Raw genomic sequence first — 15,786 nt, forward strand, 5'->3', positions numbered from 1 at the left:
AACCCTCAATCCGATCATTTTGAAACAAAGCTTAAACACGCTATGTCCGAAAAACGCGAAAACACCGTCGAAACCAAGCGCAAAGCACGCGAAGAGCGTTTGACCCAGCAATTGCGGGCCAATTTGCGCCGCCGCAAGCAGCAAACCAAAGCGCGGCTTGGCGCCGAGAAAAACGCACCCAAACAAGACTAACTGCTCACAATTGAGCCAGTAAATGGTCGTATTTCCTACCAATTTGAACCACCATATCGACAATTTTCTCGCCGATTGTTCATCGGACTGGTCTTTTTCATAAGATCGCTATAATTAACGACGAGCGACAAGCGCCTATTAAGGAAGAAAACATGGATCGAATTCGTATTGTTGGCGGTAATGAACTGCATGGTGAGCTGCCGATATCTGGCGCTAAGAATGCCGCGCTGCCTCTTATGATCGCGAGTTTGCTCACCAAAGAGCCGCTGACACTAAACAATGTGCCGCGCTTGGCAGATGTTAAACAACTTGAGCGAATCCTGGAAAATCACGGCGTTGATATCTCCGTGCAGGGCCGTCGTCGGGGTGAAGACGAAATGCGCGGCCAGCGCATTACGTTTTCAGCAGCTGACATTGTTGATACCTGCGCCCCATACGAATTGGTGGCGACCATGCGCGCAAGCTTTTGGGTGATTGGTGCATTACTGGCACGCGAAGGCGTCGCCCGTGTTTCCATGCCCGGCGGGTGTGCCATCGGCACACGCCCCGTGGATTTCTATATTGATGGCTTGCAGCAACTTGGCGCTGAGATTGAAATTGACGGCGGCTATGTGAACGCCAAAGCCCCGGGTGGTCGGCTTAAGGGTGGCGTGGTGAAACTGCCACGCATTTCTGTGGGCACAACCCATGTGATCATGATGGCCGCATCACTTGCTGAAGGCACGACGACCATCGAAAACGCGGCGATGGAGCCTGAAGTGGTCAATCTCGCCGAGTGCCTAGTGGCGATGGGTGCAAAAATTTCCGGCATCGGTACCCGTACGCTAACTGTTATAGGCGTTGAAGAATTACACGGCGCGACTGTCGACGTGATCCCTGACCGCATTGAAACCGGTACTTATGCCATGGCCGTGGCGATGACCGGCGGTAACGTTCTGCTCAGAGGGGCTAATGCTGATCATTTGGATGCTGCGCTTGCTGTGTTGGAAAAAACTGGGGTTAAAGTGACACGGGAAGAAGATGGTCTGCGGATTATCAAAAACGGCACTGCCATCCATGCAATCGATGCGGAGATTTCTGAATATCCCGGCTTCCCTACTGATTTGCAGGCACAATATATGGCGTTGATGACCCGTTCGGACGGCACTTCAATCGTGCGGGAAACGATTTTTGAAAACCGGTTTATGCATGTGGCTGAACTGATGCGTTTTGGCGCTGATATTTCTGTCGAGGGGCAGAAAGCCCATGTCAAAGGCGTAAGCGAGCTTAAGGGCGCGCAGGTTATGGCAACCGATTTGCGGGCGTCAGTTTCTTTGGTAATAGCAGGACTTGCCGCCAAAGGCGAAACCATCGTCAACCGCATCTATCATTTGGACCGTGGTTTTGAGCGATTGGAAGACAAATTGAGCCGTTGTGGCGCACAAATCGAACGTATTAGTGGCTAGCAAGACTGCGCCTTTGGCTTATTTCGCGGGGTGCCCACTTGTGTACGGGCACCGCGCGCATTAGGTAGTCAGGATAAGACCGCATACCAATCGCCGATAAAAGGAATATCTTGATCCATGACCGATCTCAAATTACTCGCCCTTGATAGTGAAGATTTGGAAGTGATTTCCGCTCACACCCAAGACGCGGTTATCCGCGTCGGCGAAATGGGCTATGTGGCAGATGATCAACGGTTCGCTTTTTTGATGAACCGATTTGCCTGGGAAGCTGGTCAAAAACGTGGCAAAGGCCAACGCAAACGCGCAGCGATCCATTTCGACCGAGTCGAACAGGTCAAAGTTTCCGGTATCGATTTGGATGCCAAAGACGGTATCTTAGAACTATTGTCCATCACATTTGAATTGTCAGATGACCCGTCTGGCGAAGTGCTCTTGTCTTTTGCAGGCGGCGGCACGATTAAGCTTGGTGTTGAATGCCTTGAAGCGCGGATGCAAGATTTGGGCGCTGCCTGGGGTGCAAAAGGCACACCACAACACGACCTTGTAAACTAAAAGAGCAACGCAAATATGCCGGTAAGACTGGAACAGGCCTCCGCTGACTTTGAAGCGCGATTCACGACTCTGCTAGGGGCAAAACGTGAAACGTCGGTAGAAGTGGGCGAAATTGTTCAAAAGATCATCAATGACGTACGTATGCGTGGCGACGCGGCGCTAATTGATCTGACACAGAAATTCGACCATCTCGACCTCAATCAAACTGGCATTGCATTCACTCAGGATGAGATAGACACCGCCTACAATCAGACGCCGAGTGAATTGATAGCGGCGCTCAACCATGCCTACAAACGCATTACGGCCTATCACGTGCGGCAAATGCCAAAAGATGAACTTTATACCGACGATGCTGGGGTAACCCTTGGCTCCAAGTGGAACGCGGTAGACGCAGTCGGTATCTACGTGCCGGGCGGCTTGGCCAGTTACCCGTCTTCGGTTTTGATGAACACTGCCCCCGCAAGGGTTGCAGGCGTTGAACGCATCGCCATGGTGGTGCCAACGCCAAATGGGGTTGTTAATCCAACGGTGTTGGCGGCCGCAAAAATTGCCGGCGTCACAGAAATTTACCGGGTAGGGGGCGCGCAAGCCATTGCAGCACTTGCCTTTGGTACGGCTACCATCGGGCCGGTCAATAAAATCGTCGGGCCGGGCAACGCCTATGTTGCTGCGGCCAAACGTCAGGTTTTTGGCGCGGTGGGTATTGATATGATCGCCGGGCCGTCCGAGGTGCTGGTGATTGCTGATAGCAGTGCCAATCCAGCCTGGATTGCTGCCGATTTGCTCGCACAAGCCGAACATGACACATCAGCACAATCTATTTTGATCACACCCGATGCAGCGCTCGCCGACGCTGTGGAAAAAGAAGTTGAGCGCCAGCTGGCAATCCTGCCTAAAAAGCACCTTGCAGGGCCGTCATGGGAAGATTTTGGTGCAGTGATTGTTGTCAAAGATATCGATGCAGCGATTGGTTTGTCGAACCGTATGGCACCAGAACATCTTGAATTGGCCGTCGACGACCCACATGCATTGGTCGCAAAAGTCAGGCATGCGGGGGCGATTTTCTTGGGTCACCACACGCCAGAGGCCATTGGCGACTATATCGGCGGCACCAATCATGTGTTGCCCACCGCAAGGTCCGCAAGATATGCATCTGGGCTCAATGTGCTCGATTTCATCAAGCGCATATCCATCCTTGGTTGCACCCCATCTGCGCTCAGCACGTTGGCACCGGACGCCGTCGCATTGGCCGAGGCAGAAGACCTGCAAGCGCACGGGCGTTCAGTTTCTATTAGGCTTAATCGATAAATCGATAATCCGTTTATTCTTGCGCTAACCCTTGTTTGCTATTGTCTGGTCAAAGATGGTGGCAAACTAAGGTTTTGAAAAATGAATGATGCAGCAGGCGGCGCAGCGGGATATTTGGCCGAGATTAAGCAACTTGAAGATCAACTCACGCGGCAATTGAGCGAAGTTGAGGGCCAAGACATTTTAGCCGAACTGAAACGCAACGACCACCGCGCCGCGCACGAAGTTTTGGTCGAAGACGGCCCGATGCGTACGCTCAACGACAATGACACAGAGGCAGCAGGCGTATTACAAAGCTTTACAACGCTCGCGCGCAAATTTGCCCAGCAAGCCGTGTTCAATCAGCACGTCATTGCAAAGTTCTTGCTGGAAGAGAAAAAAGCAGCAAAGAACTTTCGCGTTCAAGTTCTAATGCTTTTGGGATTGATTGTCGTGCTGCTTTGGGCTTTGTTGTTGCGATAAAAGCGGCAACATCAATTCATATGCTCGGGGCTTAATGGATATCGCACATCCTGAAACGGATAAGCTGGTCACAGTTACACTTGATCCAGAGACAATCATCTCGATTGACCCGGATGAAGTGCACGAACGCCGTATTGCTGTTTTTGACCTGGTCGACGAGAACCAGTTTGCCCCCATCACAGCAATTGCAGAAGCGCATGGGCCATATGCTTTGCACGTTTCCATTCGTGGAAATCATTTGGGGCTCGATGTCCGCAACCCCACAACCAACCAACCAATTGCAGCGCATTTTTTGTCCCTCACGCCTTTTCGGCACTTGATCCGCGATTACTTCCGTATTCGCGAAAGCTATTATGATGCCATCAAAAGCGCGCAGCCCTATCAAATCGAAACTGTGGATATGGCGCGGCGTGGTTTGCATAACCAAGCGGCGGAACTATTGCGGCATCGGCTCGAGGGTAAACTGGAGATGGATGAGAACACGGCGCGCCGCCTGTTCACATTGATCTGCGCCGTGCAACCCTACGCAGATCAGCGCGCAATTACCAAGCCGGACATGCCCACGGTTTTGTTTGTTTGCTCTATGAACTCGGTGCGGTCGCCAATGGCAGCTGCGCTTGCACGTCGGGCCTTTCCAACGCGTATTATTGCCCGATCCGCAGGTGTACGCTCCGGCAAGGTGGACAATTTTGTGCACGAGGTGATGCAAGAATTGGGCGTCGATATGTCGGTGCACACCCCGCATACAATGGACGAATTGGTGGCCAGTTCATTTGACCTGATCGTCACCCTTTCCGATGAAGCGCCCGCAGCAGTGGATGCCCGCAATTACGAGGTGGGTAAACGCTTGCATTGGGAAGTTGAAGACCCCACTTTGATCGATGGAAATAGGGCGCAAAAACTAGATGCATATCGCGCCTTGCGCGAAGACCTAAACAGCCGTATTAACACCGAGCTGCAATCGCTGGTGACAAATGGTTCACAAATCGTTTGAATTTGTATAGGTTGCCGCCAATTCCAGCGCTTTTGCGCCTGAAGGTGCTTATCAGGAGATAGAATGGCTAAAGAAGAAATGCTCGAATTTCCGGGCGTCGTACAGGAATTGTTGCCAAACGCGACATTCCGCGTGAAGCTCGAAAATGAACACGAAATCATCGCCCACACAGCGGGCCGCATGCGTAAAAACCGTATTCGTGTTTTAGCAGGCGACAAAGTGCTTGTTGAAATGACACCTTACGATCTCACCAAAGGCCGGATCACTTACCGCTTCAAATAAGCGGTATGTGACCCCTATCATGAGCCATATAGCATAATGGTTGCAGCCCGCCCCGAACTTATTCTCGCCTCTGCTTCGCCGCGCCGTCTGGCGCTGTTGAACCAGATTGGCGTGGAACCGGATCATTTAATCCCGGCGGATGTGGACGAGACGCCGCTAAAAAACGAAATACCGCGCAAACTCGCCGCAAGACTGGCCCACACCAAAGCGTTGGCTGCCCAACACAAGGCACGCCAGACCGGCATCGGTGATAATGCGCTAGTGCTCGGTGGCGATACTGTTGTCGCTGTTGGCCGCCGCATTCTGCCAAAAGCCGAGATGCTCGACGATGCTGCGGCGTCATTGCGGCTATTGAGCGGGCGGTCACATCGGGTTTTTACCTCGATTTGCCTGCTCAACCCATCGGGTGGCGCGAAGCGACGTGTGGTTGAAACCCGTATTCGGTTCAAACGACTTTCCACGGCAGAAATTGACGCCTATCTCGCCAGTGGCGAGTGGGAAGACAAAGCGGGCGCTTATGCGATCCAAGGCATTGCCGGGGCGTTCGTAATCAAGCTGCAAGGCTCGTTCCATGCGGTGATGGGCTTGCCACTTTATGAGACGGTTCAGCTTTTGCGTAGCGAACACTATCCGATCGAATTTAACTGGCTCAACTCCACTTCGGGTATTTAGCATGAACGACCAATCAGTCCGTTCAAACATCACTGGATTGCGCCCGTCAAAGCCGTGCGTCCTGTGCGAAAAGCCGAGCGTACGTGAGTTCCATCCCTTTTGCTCAAAACGTTGCGCAGATCTGGATTTAGGCAAGTGGCTTAATGGCTCATATGCGATTCCAGTTGTCGAAGAAGACGGCGCGCAGCTGGACGATTACGATCCGGAATAATTTGGTAAAAAGCGAACAAAATTGTTCGCTAACACCATGAAATAAGGCTGGTTTTTCCGCTGTCTTGGGAAACTTGCAAGATAAGTGGATTTAATTGTCTTTGACCGCTAGACAATATCTATTTCTCACCCTATAAACCCGCCACAGCATGTATGAATTGGTTGAACTTACGTTCCTGATTCATCACAGGATGCCCGGGTAGCTCAGGGGTAGAGCAGCGGATTGAAAATCCGCGTGTCGGTGGTTCAAATCCGCCCCCGGGCACCACTTCCCTAAAAAGTTGATTAGTGTTCATCGTCTGAGCGCCAACGCAATGCGATCACAAAGATTGCGACTAAGGTGATTAGCTGAAGGCTCAAAAACCATATGTCGTCCATGTCTTTCACACCTGCGGCCATTTGGCCAAGCACAGCGAGCGGCGCGATGATCAAGTTTGACCAGCGGTTGTAACGATAGGGCAGAAAACGCGTCCACACGACCATTGAAATCATAATCGAAACGGCAATTCCAGCAGTCAGCAGTGCCGGCTCGCTCATTTCCAATCCGCCAACGGTACCGGATATCATTTCGGTGAGCAGGCCGGGTCTAAACAGTTCATGCATGTCTCGAAACAGGATCAGCAGCATCATAAACACCCAAAGGGTGGAAAGCTTGGATTGCATTTCGTTGAGTGAAGCTTTTGCTGCCGTAGACATGAATTGAACCTCCCAGTTGCATTGTGGATAAACAAAGGTGGGGCTCGTGAACTGGGAATACAAGGGCGAGCTACCAGTTGGTTCGTGCTGTGCTCTTGAGCATCGCACAACTACCACACCCAGAACATCAAAACCCATGTGAAAATTGGCACGCCCATCGCGGCCATAAGTGGCAACATCAATGCAAAATGCGTAATACCTTTCACATATGTTCCAAGCACTTTGTACATCAAATATCCGCTCCATAAAAAGCTGATCGTCAACAAGGCAGCGCGGAATTCGTCCGTCCAACCGATATAAATGCCGTCAGCGCGCAAGAGCGAAAAGGTGAGAGCTGACAGCCCAAGAATTAAACCGAACGCTGCAATGGGGATGAGCCCGTGCACCAAATGATGAAAGCGCTGCGTTGCGCCTTTGGTGCCCGATAATAGCGCAACCAAAGCAATTGGAGCTGCGACCAGGGACGAGACGATTAATGTCGTAAGGGTCAAATAGGCCAGCAATGTCACGCCATCAAGCAGCGTCAAAACATCATTCTGTGCTGGGTAGTTGGTGAGTAACCACCAGGGAGCGTCAGCTTCCAGTGCCCAAAACTGTTTGGCTAAAATCAACTGATGTGCAGCCCATTGTTTCATTTGGATATACCAAGGCGACGATGACCAATGAAACGCACCTGTGGCAACGCCCAGAATGCCGACAATGATCAGCAAACTGTCCCACATGTTTGCCTCATTGACGCTGGCTGTTTCAATTTCATTTCCCGGTATACGGGTGGATAATTCAATGGCGTTGCGAAAGCCGGAACAGCGACCGCACATATGACACGGGGAGGCACTTTGCATAGTGCCTAAAGGCACCAATGGAGCGCAGCTGACCTTGGTGGTACGGCCCAACTTGGGTGGGCAATTGCCCCAAACAGATGTGTTAACTTTGTAGTGCAATGGTGCAAGCTTGGACAAAAGGCCAAAGACCCCATTAACTGGACAAAGATAACGGCACCACACGCGGTGATTGCGCCCATAGACATAGCCCACAATGATCGCTGCGACGGTTGACCCGCCCAATATCAATAAGACCGCGCGTGGATATTGATAGACACTGATCATCTGTCCATAAACGGTGGTCATCACAAAAGCCGTAAAAGGCCAACCGCGCCACCTGATCCATTTCGGTACTGCACGGCCAAGCCCTTTGGAACTTGCCATTTCGCTTAGGGCGCCCTCTGGGCACATGATGCCACACCACAAACGTCCAAAAACCAGCATTGAGATCAGTACACCGGGCCACCAAACGCCCCAAAACAGAAATTGCGCGAACCGGGTGACATTGTTCCACATGTGGGCCGTATTATCGGGCAATGGCAACAATGTGGGAACAATGATCAAGACCGTATAAATCGCAATGACGGCCCATTGCAGGCGACGCACAAACACTTGGTGCGTGCGCAGCCAATCGCCAATTGCCGCAATTCTTGTGGGTGGCAGTGGCACCGCGCGCGGCACAATTTTGGATTTGCCAATGGCCAGCTCTGTCATGGTGTTTTCTACCCTTGGCTAACAGGTCTGTTTTGCTTCGGGGTGTTGGACTTTGTTAAACGTTTGCGCCCTATCAAACTCATCAACAAAGCAACAACCGCCCAATATATCGCCCAACTGCTGGTGGTGATCACATCAGGGGCAGATCGATAACCGGTCAAACCAGCGACAATGCTGCCAAACCGTGTAAAATCATCCAACAACCAAGCGCTATCCCACAGCACGTCCGTGTAAGGGAGAATGCCAATTGAAATCAAATACTCGAACCCTTTAACAAACATCGCACAACCAAGTAGCAGCAGCATATATTCGGTAATGGCGAAGAACCAACGCCACGGCATATGATGCCGAGCAAATTGCAGCGCCCCATAGGTCAGAGCGGCTAAAGCGAGCGCACTGACAAACGCTAGCCCAATTTCTATGACGGTGCTTGGCGTTGAAGCTGCTGAAACGCCGATCAAAAATATAACCGTTTCTGCACCTTCGCGGGCAACTGCAATCGCTGCGATTGAGAACACGGCGAGCATTTTTCCATTTTGCGCGCTCGTTGAAAGGCCGGATTGCATGACCGACTTAAGATTTGCGCCCTCACGTCGCATCCACATAACCATGTGAACGATCAAGGCACTGGCGGTGAACACCATGCCCGCTTGAAAATAGTCTTGCCCTTCTGGCGGCAAGCTGGCGCTGAATTGCAACAAAATTCCGGCCATCAACATGGCGGCGAACAGACCGGCAAGTACCCCAAACCACAAGGGCCGCGACAGGCCGCGCTGGTCAGCATTGTTGGATAACCAACTTTGTAAAATGCCGATGATCAACAGGGCTTCAATGCTCTCACGCCAGACGATAAAAAGTGTTTGATAAAACATGAAACAGCCTATTTTGCGACGATGACGCCTTGAGTGGTTTCGGGGTGAAATTCATCAAAAAACGGATAAGAGCCCGGTGATGCCTTACGGATCACCACGAACGACACCGCGCCCGGGCCAATCACTTTTTCCTTACGCAAGCGCAAGCTCTCAAACTCAATTGGTGTTGTGCCAATATTGCGCACCACCAACTTAACCGGCGTATTTGCCGGAATTTCAAGATAGCGAGTGCTGACGATGCCGTCATTGAACTCAATGTCAAAAACCGGCATTTCGTTGGCAATTGCACTGCTTGTAAAAGCCAGCGTAAGCAAGACGAATGCGAGATGGCAGCGTCCTAAAAATTGCCCACATAAACGAAAAATGTGCATGGATCAGAATCCTTAGCGCGATGTCGAAGAATAGACTAGTAGGAACCTTTTTTGCCCGTTCCGGCAAAAATAAACTCGTAGCGAGTTTCAAATGGTTCGGCCCATGGCGCAACACCTGTTTCAGGGTCTGAGTGGCGACCAAACATCGGGTCGACCCCAATCGTGAAGGTTAAACTATATTCGCCCATTCCGGGCAGATCGACATTGTCACCATAATGTGGACCATCGCTGGCTACCATTTTCATAAAATCTCCCTCAACAATCTCGCCGCTATCTTTTTTAACCAGCCTATATTGGATTTTTAGATGCGGCATCCATTCGCCTTCAGCAAACCCGTTCGGATTGTCTGCAAGCGCGTGGATGTCAGCTTCGATGTGGACATCTGACGTTGCGGCGGGGTTCATCATACCGTCCGGTTTCATTTCAATGGGCTGCAAATAAACAGCGGCAACTTCCAAACCGTTCACATTGACCGGATTGCCGATTGGATATTCCAAACCGGCTGCGGTGCTAACAGTAAATCCTAAAGTAAGTGCGGCCAAAACGGTACGCGAAGCAGAGTGTGACGCAAATGGTCCCATGATGTTGATCCTTAACAATGTACAAGAGCATGAATCGCTCGCTATTCATTTACAAAAGGTGATTATAATAATCAAGATATAATTTGTCGCACACCACAGAACCGTTTTGTAACATTTCGATTCGCCCTTCTTGTGCGGCCTTTGCAAACTGGTTTGAACAATTGGTCAAATCGGGGGTGACAAGATGGCTCGTGTCTTGGCCCCGGTGGCGGTCTGTTGTGCAACTATCCGCATGTGCCCGGTATTGACTTTATAGGCACCGTTGAAGCCTCAAATGATGAGCGTTATCAACCCACCGCAAGGTGGTGTTGACCGGCTACCGCTTCTCATAAATATTGTTTGCTTAGTTTGTGCGCCAACACGGGCTGGTGTGGTCGTGTGCTACGTTCAGTTGTAAGTGGTTCATTTAAGATTGAAAGTCCGTTCGACGAACCATGTTATTTTGGCCTTCGCCAGTTCTCCCACCAGCGCCGCAAACGAATAATCCATTGCCCAACTGGTCGCTGCAAAAATGGAATATCGATTGCCAGTAGCAAAAGGCCAAGTGGTAGCATCCAAATGCCCAATAATGGCAATATGCTGAGAATGCCCCCCAGCACTAATAAAACGCCCAATGGAATGCGAATGAGCCGCCCGTAAGGGTTACGTAGCCAGCGCATGGCGCGTCGAGCTACATCCGGCACCAGTCGTTCAATGCGATCAAATTGACGTTCAAAACGTCTTCTATCTCTTTTTGACACGTCTACTCCGTTAGAAACCGCATTTGTGCACCAGAAGTGGGGTAGTTTCGGGTAGTTTCAAGCTGAAATGCCAAAACGTGCCCAAAAATTCGTATGACACGGGTGTGCCGCACTTATTAATCTCTGGTTTGCTGCCAAGATCAATATCGTCGCCGCATAAACACAAACAGTCTCTTCGACCTTTGAGCATCAACGTTTATGCATCCGATTTCATCAAATCAATGGGCGAACTTAAGCTGCTTTGTTGAAATAGCTGAGAGCGATTCGCATTTATTTGCGCGTCAAACCAATGTTTATAAATAAACTTAAACGTCATTTGACAGGTTTCGCCAACGCCTTCAGTCTTTGCCAATAAAGAAGCAGTTTGTTCAGTGAAAACTGCAAGTTGCCAGGGACAAGCACAAGGCCATACAATGAAAAAAACATCCATAGCACACTTTAGTGAACTCAAAGACCGGGATCCAACTTATGCCCTTGTGGGCGAAGTGGATTTGGTCATCGTGCGCTTGGATGAGGATGTGGCTGTGTTTTACGGGCGTTGTTTGCACCGCGGCGCATTGATGGCTGATGGATTTGTGCGGGGCGACAACTTGATGTGTGGCGTTCACTATTGGGATTATCGGCTGGAATCGGGTGTTTCAGAATATACCAATTCAGAAGTGCTGCCAAAATTCTCAGCATGGGTCGAGGATGATCAAGTTCTTGTTGATGAACATGAAATTCAGGCGTGGGCAAAAGATAATCCGCAGCCGTTCAACCGAGACGCCTATTTGGGTCTGTACGCGGACACCAGCCATGGTACCCCAGAAGAGCCTAGCAATGGCTTGATCCAACAATATGCACGTGATGGGTTGAAAAAGACCGGGCATCACGGTGTCGTTGATGCGATGGGCGTGCCGCGCGACCAACTGCCCAGTTGGGATGATGTTCAATTGCTCGCGGCGCAACTGCACCGTCCGCCTTTGCTTGACGATGAACCTGTCGGCACACAGGTGATAATTGGGCCAAATGCAAAAAAACCGCTAACACTCAAAATCCCGCTTTTTGTGTCAGATATGAGTTTTGGCGCGCTATCTGAAACAGCAAAAGTTGCGTTGGCGCGTGGTGCAGAATTGGCGGGCACTGGCATTTGCTCAGGTGAAGGGGGCATGTTGGACGAAGAACAGGCCGAAAACTCGCGCTATTTTTACGAACTTGCTTCGGCGCGATTTGGGTTTGGGTGGGATAAATTGGAAAAAGTGCAAGCCTTCCATTTTAAGGGTGGTCAGGGCGCAAAAACAGGCACTGGCGGGCATTTGCCCGGTGCGAAGGTTAAAGGCAAAATCGCACAGGTGCGTGGCCTAAATGAAGGTGAACCAGCAATCTCGCCTTCCAGATTTCCCGAATGGACTGAACCAGGTCAAATCAGAGAATTTGCAGAAGAAGTGCGTGCACGAACCGGCGGCATTCCCATCGGCTATAAATTGTCCGCGCAACACATTGAAAAAGATATAGACGCAGCGCTTGAGGTTGGTGTCGACTATATTATTCTTGACGGGCGCGGCGGTGGCACTGGCGCGGCACCCGTTATCTTTCGCGACAATATCTCTGTGCCAACCATACCAGCTTTGGCGCGAGCGCGTAGACATTTGGACAGGCTGGGACGTGGTGATATAACATTGGTTATTACTGGCGGGTTACGCAAACCGGCAGACTTTATCAAGGCGCTAGCACTTGGCGCAGATGCAATTGCCTTGTCTAACTCTGCTATGCAAGCCATTGGTTGCATCGCGATGCGGGCCTGTCACACAAACAATTGCCCAGTCGGCATTGCAACGCAAAAGCCGCATTTGATCGCTCGGCTGGAAGCTGAAAAATCGGCGCACCGCCTGAAGAACTTCTTCAACGCGTCAGTTGAGTTGATGCAAGTGATGGCGCGGGCTTGTGGCCACGATCACCTATCTGGTTTCAACATAGATGATCTAACGACATGGAAAAAGGAAATGGCCGAATTGTCAGGCATTGAATTTGGCGGCGTACGATAAATAAAGTGGATTGCTGGAACGTGTAAGCAGAACTGTTTTGCAACATTTCGATTTGCCCTTCTTGCGCGGCCGTTGCAAACTGATTTGAGTAACTGGTCAAATCAGGAGTCGCAAAATGTCGTTCAATGCAATGATGGTCCATAAGGACGATGAGGGCAAAACATCCGCTCAGATTGAACAGTTAGAACTCGATCAGTTGCCAGATGGCGACGTAACGATTGCGGTTGAATATTCTACCCTCAACTACAAAGATGGTTTGTGCCTTGGCGCTGGCGGCGGTCTGGTGCGCAACTACCCGCATGTGCCAGGCATTGATTTCGCTGGGACTGTTGAGGCGTCAAATGACGAGCGTTATAAACCGGGCGATAAAGTTGTGCTGACCGGATGGAACGTGGGTGAAAGCTGGTGGGGCGGCTATGCGCAAAAAGCCCGGGTGAAAGCCGATTGGCTTGTGCCATTACCAAAAGGTTTGAGCACCAAAGACGCGATGGCGGTCGGTACCGCTGGCTTAACTGCCATGTTGGCGACGATGGCGCTAGAAGACCACGGGCTGAAGCCAGGGCGCGGACCCGTGCTGGTGACGGGCGCAGCTGGCGGCGTTGGGTCGGTGGCGACGGCCATACTTTCAAACCTTGGCTATGAAGTGGCTGGCGTCACGGGGCGTCCTGAAACAGCGGACTATTTGAAATCTCTTGGGGCAATAACGATTGTGCAGCGCGAAGAATTGAACGAGATCACTAAGAGGCCACTTGAAAAAGAAATGTGGGCCGGGTGCATTGACGCAGTGGGTGGCGCAATGCTCGCCCGCGTTCTCGGGCAAATGCAATATGGCGCTTCTGTTGCAGCTGTCGGTTTGGCTGGCGGTGCGCAACTGCCCGCAACCGTCATCCCGTTCCTGCTGCGCGGTGTGAACTTGCTTGGTATTGATTCAGTGCGTCGCCCCTATGATGATCGCGTACGGGCCTGGCAGCGCGTCGCCACTGACCTGCCCATGGATAAACTCAACTCGATGATTGAGCCGGCGACGTTGGCTGATCTTCCAGCATTGGGCAAAGCCATTTTGGCCGGCGAGGTGCGCGGTCGTGTCGTTGTTGATGTGAACGGATAGGTAATGCGCAGCTTTGAGGAAATTTATGACATCGCTGAGGAACGGCACGGCGCAGCGGCGCTGCATTCGCGCTTGGCACACGCACCGCCAGCCATTGACGCATTAAGTGATGCCTGCTGGTTAGAGGAAATGGCACGTTGTATTTTTCAAGCCGGATTCAGTTGGAAAGTAATCGAGAACAAATGGCCCGGATTTCAAGTCGCTTTTGAAGGATTTGAGCCCGCGCGGATCGCCAACTATTTCGACGAGGATCTTGATAGGCTTTTGGCGGATAAATCGATTGTGCGCAATCATGCAAAAATTAACGCGGTGATCGAAAATGCGTTATTTCTGAATAGCCTATCTGCTGAACACGGCTCTGCTGCGGAATACTTGTTTAATTGGCCGTCAGAAGATTTGGCTTCGTTACTTTTGATGTTGACCAAACAGGGGTCACGCCTTGGTGGAAATTCGGGACAACGGCTTTTGCGGAACATGGGCAAACAAAGCTATGTCTTGTCTAAAGATGTGATCAAGCGGTTATCCATTGAGGGCGTAGTCGACAAAATGCCAAGCTCGGCGAAGGGCCTCAATGCGGTGCAAAGCGCATTCAATCAATGGGTGGATGAATCTGGCCAAGGATTGACCAACATTTCCAAAATATTGGCCCTTAGCGTCGACTAGAAGCGGAAATACTCAGTCGCTGGGATTTCTTCGGACTTGAATGAATTGAATGTAGGACGACCATCTGGTCCCATAAATGTGTTGCATTGGCCCGGACTATCGCAATTGATCAAACCGGTTCCCTGACTGAGTACTGTGCCATTACCAACGTTGCATCGGCCAATGATCGCAGTGTTTGGATACATGATCACGCGTTCACCAATCACCGGCGCGGTGCCGTGGTTCTTACCAATTGTAGAGTTTTGATAGAGTACCAAATAATTGCCATATGTCGCCTTGGCCAAGACGATGCCAACCGAGTGGCCGATAAAAAACACCGGCGGCATTTCGATTTCATAAAACAGATCAATGCCGTTCATCGCCTTGTTGAGCAAAAACAACCGTGTCGGCCATTCTCGCTCTCCGGTTTGCTGCCAAATCTCATGGGAGAGCAAATACAGGAACGTGCAATATTGGGTCGAATGAAGGTGGTCAAACTTACCCGGCGTCCACATTTTTACTTTGCTGATGAGGTGATGTAGTCTGTCCAACGCTTGCGGCAAGTGATGGGCAATGGCCCCCTGTGCCTCAACCAAATCGGTATCAGGCAACAAGTTGGCGAGTTGCTGTGTGACATATTTCGCGAGCTCGGCATTATTCATTGGTTTGTCCCAAAACCGCCGATAGATTTGTCATGACATTTTGACACAACGGCACACCCAAACGCTCACGCACGGTCGCCGGTATAACTTCATGTTTGACGCCGTTTACCTCCAAGTATGCGCCTTCATAAGGGGGAAACCAAAAGGCACGCGCATAGCGATCAGATGTGTGTGCATCTACATCGTCTGGGATGCGTTTCATTGGCAAAAACTCATCCAAGGAATGGTATCGTATTTCGTGAGCTGGCTGTGGTGTGGAAGGCAAAGGTGAGCCTTCCTCGACAAGCTTTACGATCTCCCCAAACAATCGAAGCATTTCGGCCTGCGCCAAGGCCTCAAGGTCAAATCCTGTAAGTTTTTCGGGCTCGATCGGAAAGCGCCGCACTTTGACCAGCGGCCCATCATCAAAACCTTCACCCAGGTGATGACAGGTGCAAC

The 15,786-nt window shown here is 51.0% G+C and carries 20 protein-coding genes, 1 tRNA gene and 1 pseudogene; 14 read left to right on the plus strand and 8 right to left on the minus strand.

Features of this window, described 5'->3' with window-relative positions; all coding sequences use genetic code 11:
- Nucleotides 1-42 precede the first annotated feature (42 nt).
- The 10 genes from ACJAZW_RS09190 to ACJAZW_RS09235 all read left to right on the plus strand — a co-directional run bounded on the left by ACJAZW_RS09190 (nucleotide 43) and on the right by ACJAZW_RS09235 (nucleotide 6,385).
- Nucleotides 43-192, plus strand: a complete 150-nt coding sequence (locus tag ACJAZW_RS09190; RefSeq protein ID WP_415157310.1) for a hypothetical protein — start codon at nucleotides 43-45, stop codon at nucleotides 190-192.
- A 152-nt stretch (nucleotides 193-344) separates the two neighbouring features.
- The gene (gene murA, locus ACJAZW_RS09195; RefSeq protein WP_415157312.1) at nucleotides 345-1,637 is read left to right on the plus strand and encodes a UDP-N-acetylglucosamine 1-carboxyvinyltransferase; all 1,293 of its coding nucleotides are present in this window, start codon (nucleotides 345-347) and stop codon (nucleotides 1,635-1,637) included.
- Between the two features lie 117 nt (nucleotides 1,638-1,754).
- On the plus strand, nucleotides 1,755-2,189 hold the full coding sequence (locus tag ACJAZW_RS09200; RefSeq protein ID WP_415157314.1) for a DUF2948 family protein: 435 nt from the start codon (nucleotides 1,755-1,757) through the stop codon (nucleotides 2,187-2,189).
- 15 nt (nucleotides 2,190-2,204) lie between these two features.
- Complete coding sequence (gene hisD, locus ACJAZW_RS09205) at nucleotides 2,205-3,497, plus strand: histidinol dehydrogenase (protein ID WP_415157316.1); 1,293 nt, start codon at nucleotides 2,205-2,207, stop codon at nucleotides 3,495-3,497.
- Between the two features lie 81 nt (nucleotides 3,498-3,578).
- Nucleotides 3,579-3,959 (plus strand): hypothetical protein, encoded by a 381-nt coding sequence (locus ACJAZW_RS09210; protein WP_415157318.1) that lies wholly within the window; start codon nucleotides 3,579-3,581, stop codon nucleotides 3,957-3,959.
- Between the two features lie 34 nt (nucleotides 3,960-3,993).
- Nucleotides 3,994-4,953 (plus strand): UPF0262 family protein, encoded by a 960-nt coding sequence (locus ACJAZW_RS09215; RefSeq protein WP_415157320.1) that lies wholly within the window; start codon nucleotides 3,994-3,996, stop codon nucleotides 4,951-4,953.
- A gap of 63 nt (nucleotides 4,954-5,016) precedes the next feature.
- Nucleotides 5,017-5,235 carry a translation initiation factor IF-1 gene (gene infA / locus ACJAZW_RS09220; protein WP_269392687.1) on the plus strand — a complete coding sequence of 73 codons (219 nt, stop codon included), beginning with the start codon at nucleotides 5,017-5,019 and terminating at the stop codon, nucleotides 5,233-5,235.
- Nucleotides 5,236-5,271: 36 nt separating this feature from the next.
- The gene (locus ACJAZW_RS09225; protein WP_415157322.1) at nucleotides 5,272-5,907 is read left to right on the plus strand and encodes a Maf family nucleotide pyrophosphatase; all 636 of its coding nucleotides are present in this window, start codon (nucleotides 5,272-5,274) and stop codon (nucleotides 5,905-5,907) included.
- 1 nt (nucleotide 5,908) lies between these two features.
- Nucleotides 5,909-6,118, plus strand: a complete 210-nt coding sequence (yacG, locus tag ACJAZW_RS09230) for a DNA gyrase inhibitor YacG (protein WP_415157324.1) — start codon at nucleotides 5,909-5,911, stop codon at nucleotides 6,116-6,118.
- A 192-nt stretch (nucleotides 6,119-6,310) separates the two neighbouring features.
- Nucleotides 6,311-6,385: transfer RNA gene (locus tag ACJAZW_RS09235), tRNA-Phe, on the plus strand.
- 17 nt (nucleotides 6,386-6,402) lie between these two features.
- Here the strand turns inward: ACJAZW_RS09235 and ACJAZW_RS09240 are convergent.
- The 5 genes from ACJAZW_RS09240 to ACJAZW_RS09260 all read right to left on the minus strand — a co-directional run bounded on the left by ACJAZW_RS09240 (nucleotide 6,403) and on the right by ACJAZW_RS09260 (nucleotide 10,172).
- On the minus strand, nucleotides 6,403-6,813 hold the full coding sequence (locus ACJAZW_RS09240) for a DUF6326 family protein (RefSeq protein ID WP_415157326.1): 411 nt from the start codon (nucleotides 6,811-6,813) through the stop codon (nucleotides 6,403-6,405).
- Nucleotides 6,814-6,923: 110 nt separating this feature from the next.
- Nucleotides 6,924-8,348, minus strand: coding sequence for a 4Fe-4S binding protein (locus ACJAZW_RS09245; RefSeq protein ID WP_415157328.1), 1,425 nt, complete (start codon nucleotides 8,346-8,348; stop codon nucleotides 6,924-6,926).
- Between the two features lie 8 nt (nucleotides 8,349-8,356).
- On the minus strand, nucleotides 8,357-9,220 hold the full coding sequence (locus ACJAZW_RS09250) for an FTR1 family iron permease (protein WP_415157330.1): 864 nt from the start codon (nucleotides 9,218-9,220) through the stop codon (nucleotides 8,357-8,359).
- A gap of 8 nt (nucleotides 9,221-9,228) precedes the next feature.
- Complete coding sequence (locus tag ACJAZW_RS09255) at nucleotides 9,229-9,591, minus strand: cupredoxin domain-containing protein (RefSeq protein ID WP_415157332.1); 363 nt, start codon at nucleotides 9,589-9,591, stop codon at nucleotides 9,229-9,231.
- 35 nt (nucleotides 9,592-9,626) lie between these two features.
- Nucleotides 9,627-10,172 carry an iron transporter gene (locus ACJAZW_RS09260; RefSeq protein ID WP_415157334.1) on the minus strand — a complete coding sequence of 182 codons (546 nt, stop codon included), beginning with the start codon at nucleotides 10,170-10,172 and terminating at the stop codon, nucleotides 9,627-9,629.
- A 180-nt stretch (nucleotides 10,173-10,352) separates the two neighbouring features.
- Here ACJAZW_RS09260 and ACJAZW_RS09265 point away from each other — a divergent pair.
- Nucleotides 10,353-10,495, plus strand: a pseudogene (locus tag ACJAZW_RS09265) (oxidoreductase); the annotation flags it as partial.
- 114 nt (nucleotides 10,496-10,609) lie between these two features.
- Here ACJAZW_RS09265 and ACJAZW_RS09270 read toward each other — a convergent pair.
- Nucleotides 10,610-10,912: a hypothetical protein gene (locus ACJAZW_RS09270; RefSeq protein WP_415157336.1), complete on the minus strand. Its 303-nt coding sequence runs from the start codon at nucleotides 10,910-10,912 to the stop codon at nucleotides 10,610-10,612.
- A 413-nt stretch (nucleotides 10,913-11,325) separates the two neighbouring features.
- On the opposite strand from ACJAZW_RS09270, the gene ACJAZW_RS09275 reads away from it, so the two are divergent.
- The 3 genes from ACJAZW_RS09275 to ACJAZW_RS09285 all read left to right on the plus strand — a co-directional run bounded on the left by ACJAZW_RS09275 (nucleotide 11,326) and on the right by ACJAZW_RS09285 (nucleotide 14,707).
- Nucleotides 11,326-12,936, plus strand: a complete 1,611-nt coding sequence (locus tag ACJAZW_RS09275; protein ID WP_415157338.1) for a glutamate synthase-related protein — start codon at nucleotides 11,326-11,328, stop codon at nucleotides 12,934-12,936.
- 115 nt (nucleotides 12,937-13,051) lie between these two features.
- A complete protein-coding gene (locus ACJAZW_RS09280) occupies nucleotides 13,052-14,044 on the plus strand; it encodes an MDR family oxidoreductase (RefSeq protein WP_415157340.1) in 993 nt (330 codons plus the stop codon).
- A 3-nt stretch (nucleotides 14,045-14,047) separates the two neighbouring features.
- Nucleotides 14,048-14,707 carry a DNA-3-methyladenine glycosylase I gene (locus ACJAZW_RS09285; RefSeq protein ID WP_415157342.1) on the plus strand — a complete coding sequence of 220 codons (660 nt, stop codon included), beginning with the start codon at nucleotides 14,048-14,050 and terminating at the stop codon, nucleotides 14,705-14,707.
- Here ACJAZW_RS09285 and ACJAZW_RS09290 read toward each other — a convergent pair.
- A complete protein-coding gene (locus tag ACJAZW_RS09290; RefSeq protein ID WP_415157344.1) occupies nucleotides 14,704-15,348 on the minus strand; it encodes a hypothetical protein in 645 nt (214 codons plus the stop codon). The two genes, ACJAZW_RS09285 and ACJAZW_RS09290, sit on opposite strands and share 4 nt — an antisense overlap.
- A partial coding sequence (locus ACJAZW_RS09295) for a hypothetical protein (RefSeq protein WP_415157346.1) occupies nucleotides 15,341-15,786 on the minus strand: 446 nt, incomplete at its 5' end. The genes ACJAZW_RS09295 and ACJAZW_RS09290, both read right to left, overlap by 8 nt.

Source organism: Maritalea sp., from assembly GCF_047634455.1.
In the GTDB taxonomy this organism is placed as follows: domain Bacteria; phylum Pseudomonadota; class Alphaproteobacteria; order Rhizobiales; family Devosiaceae; genus Maritalea.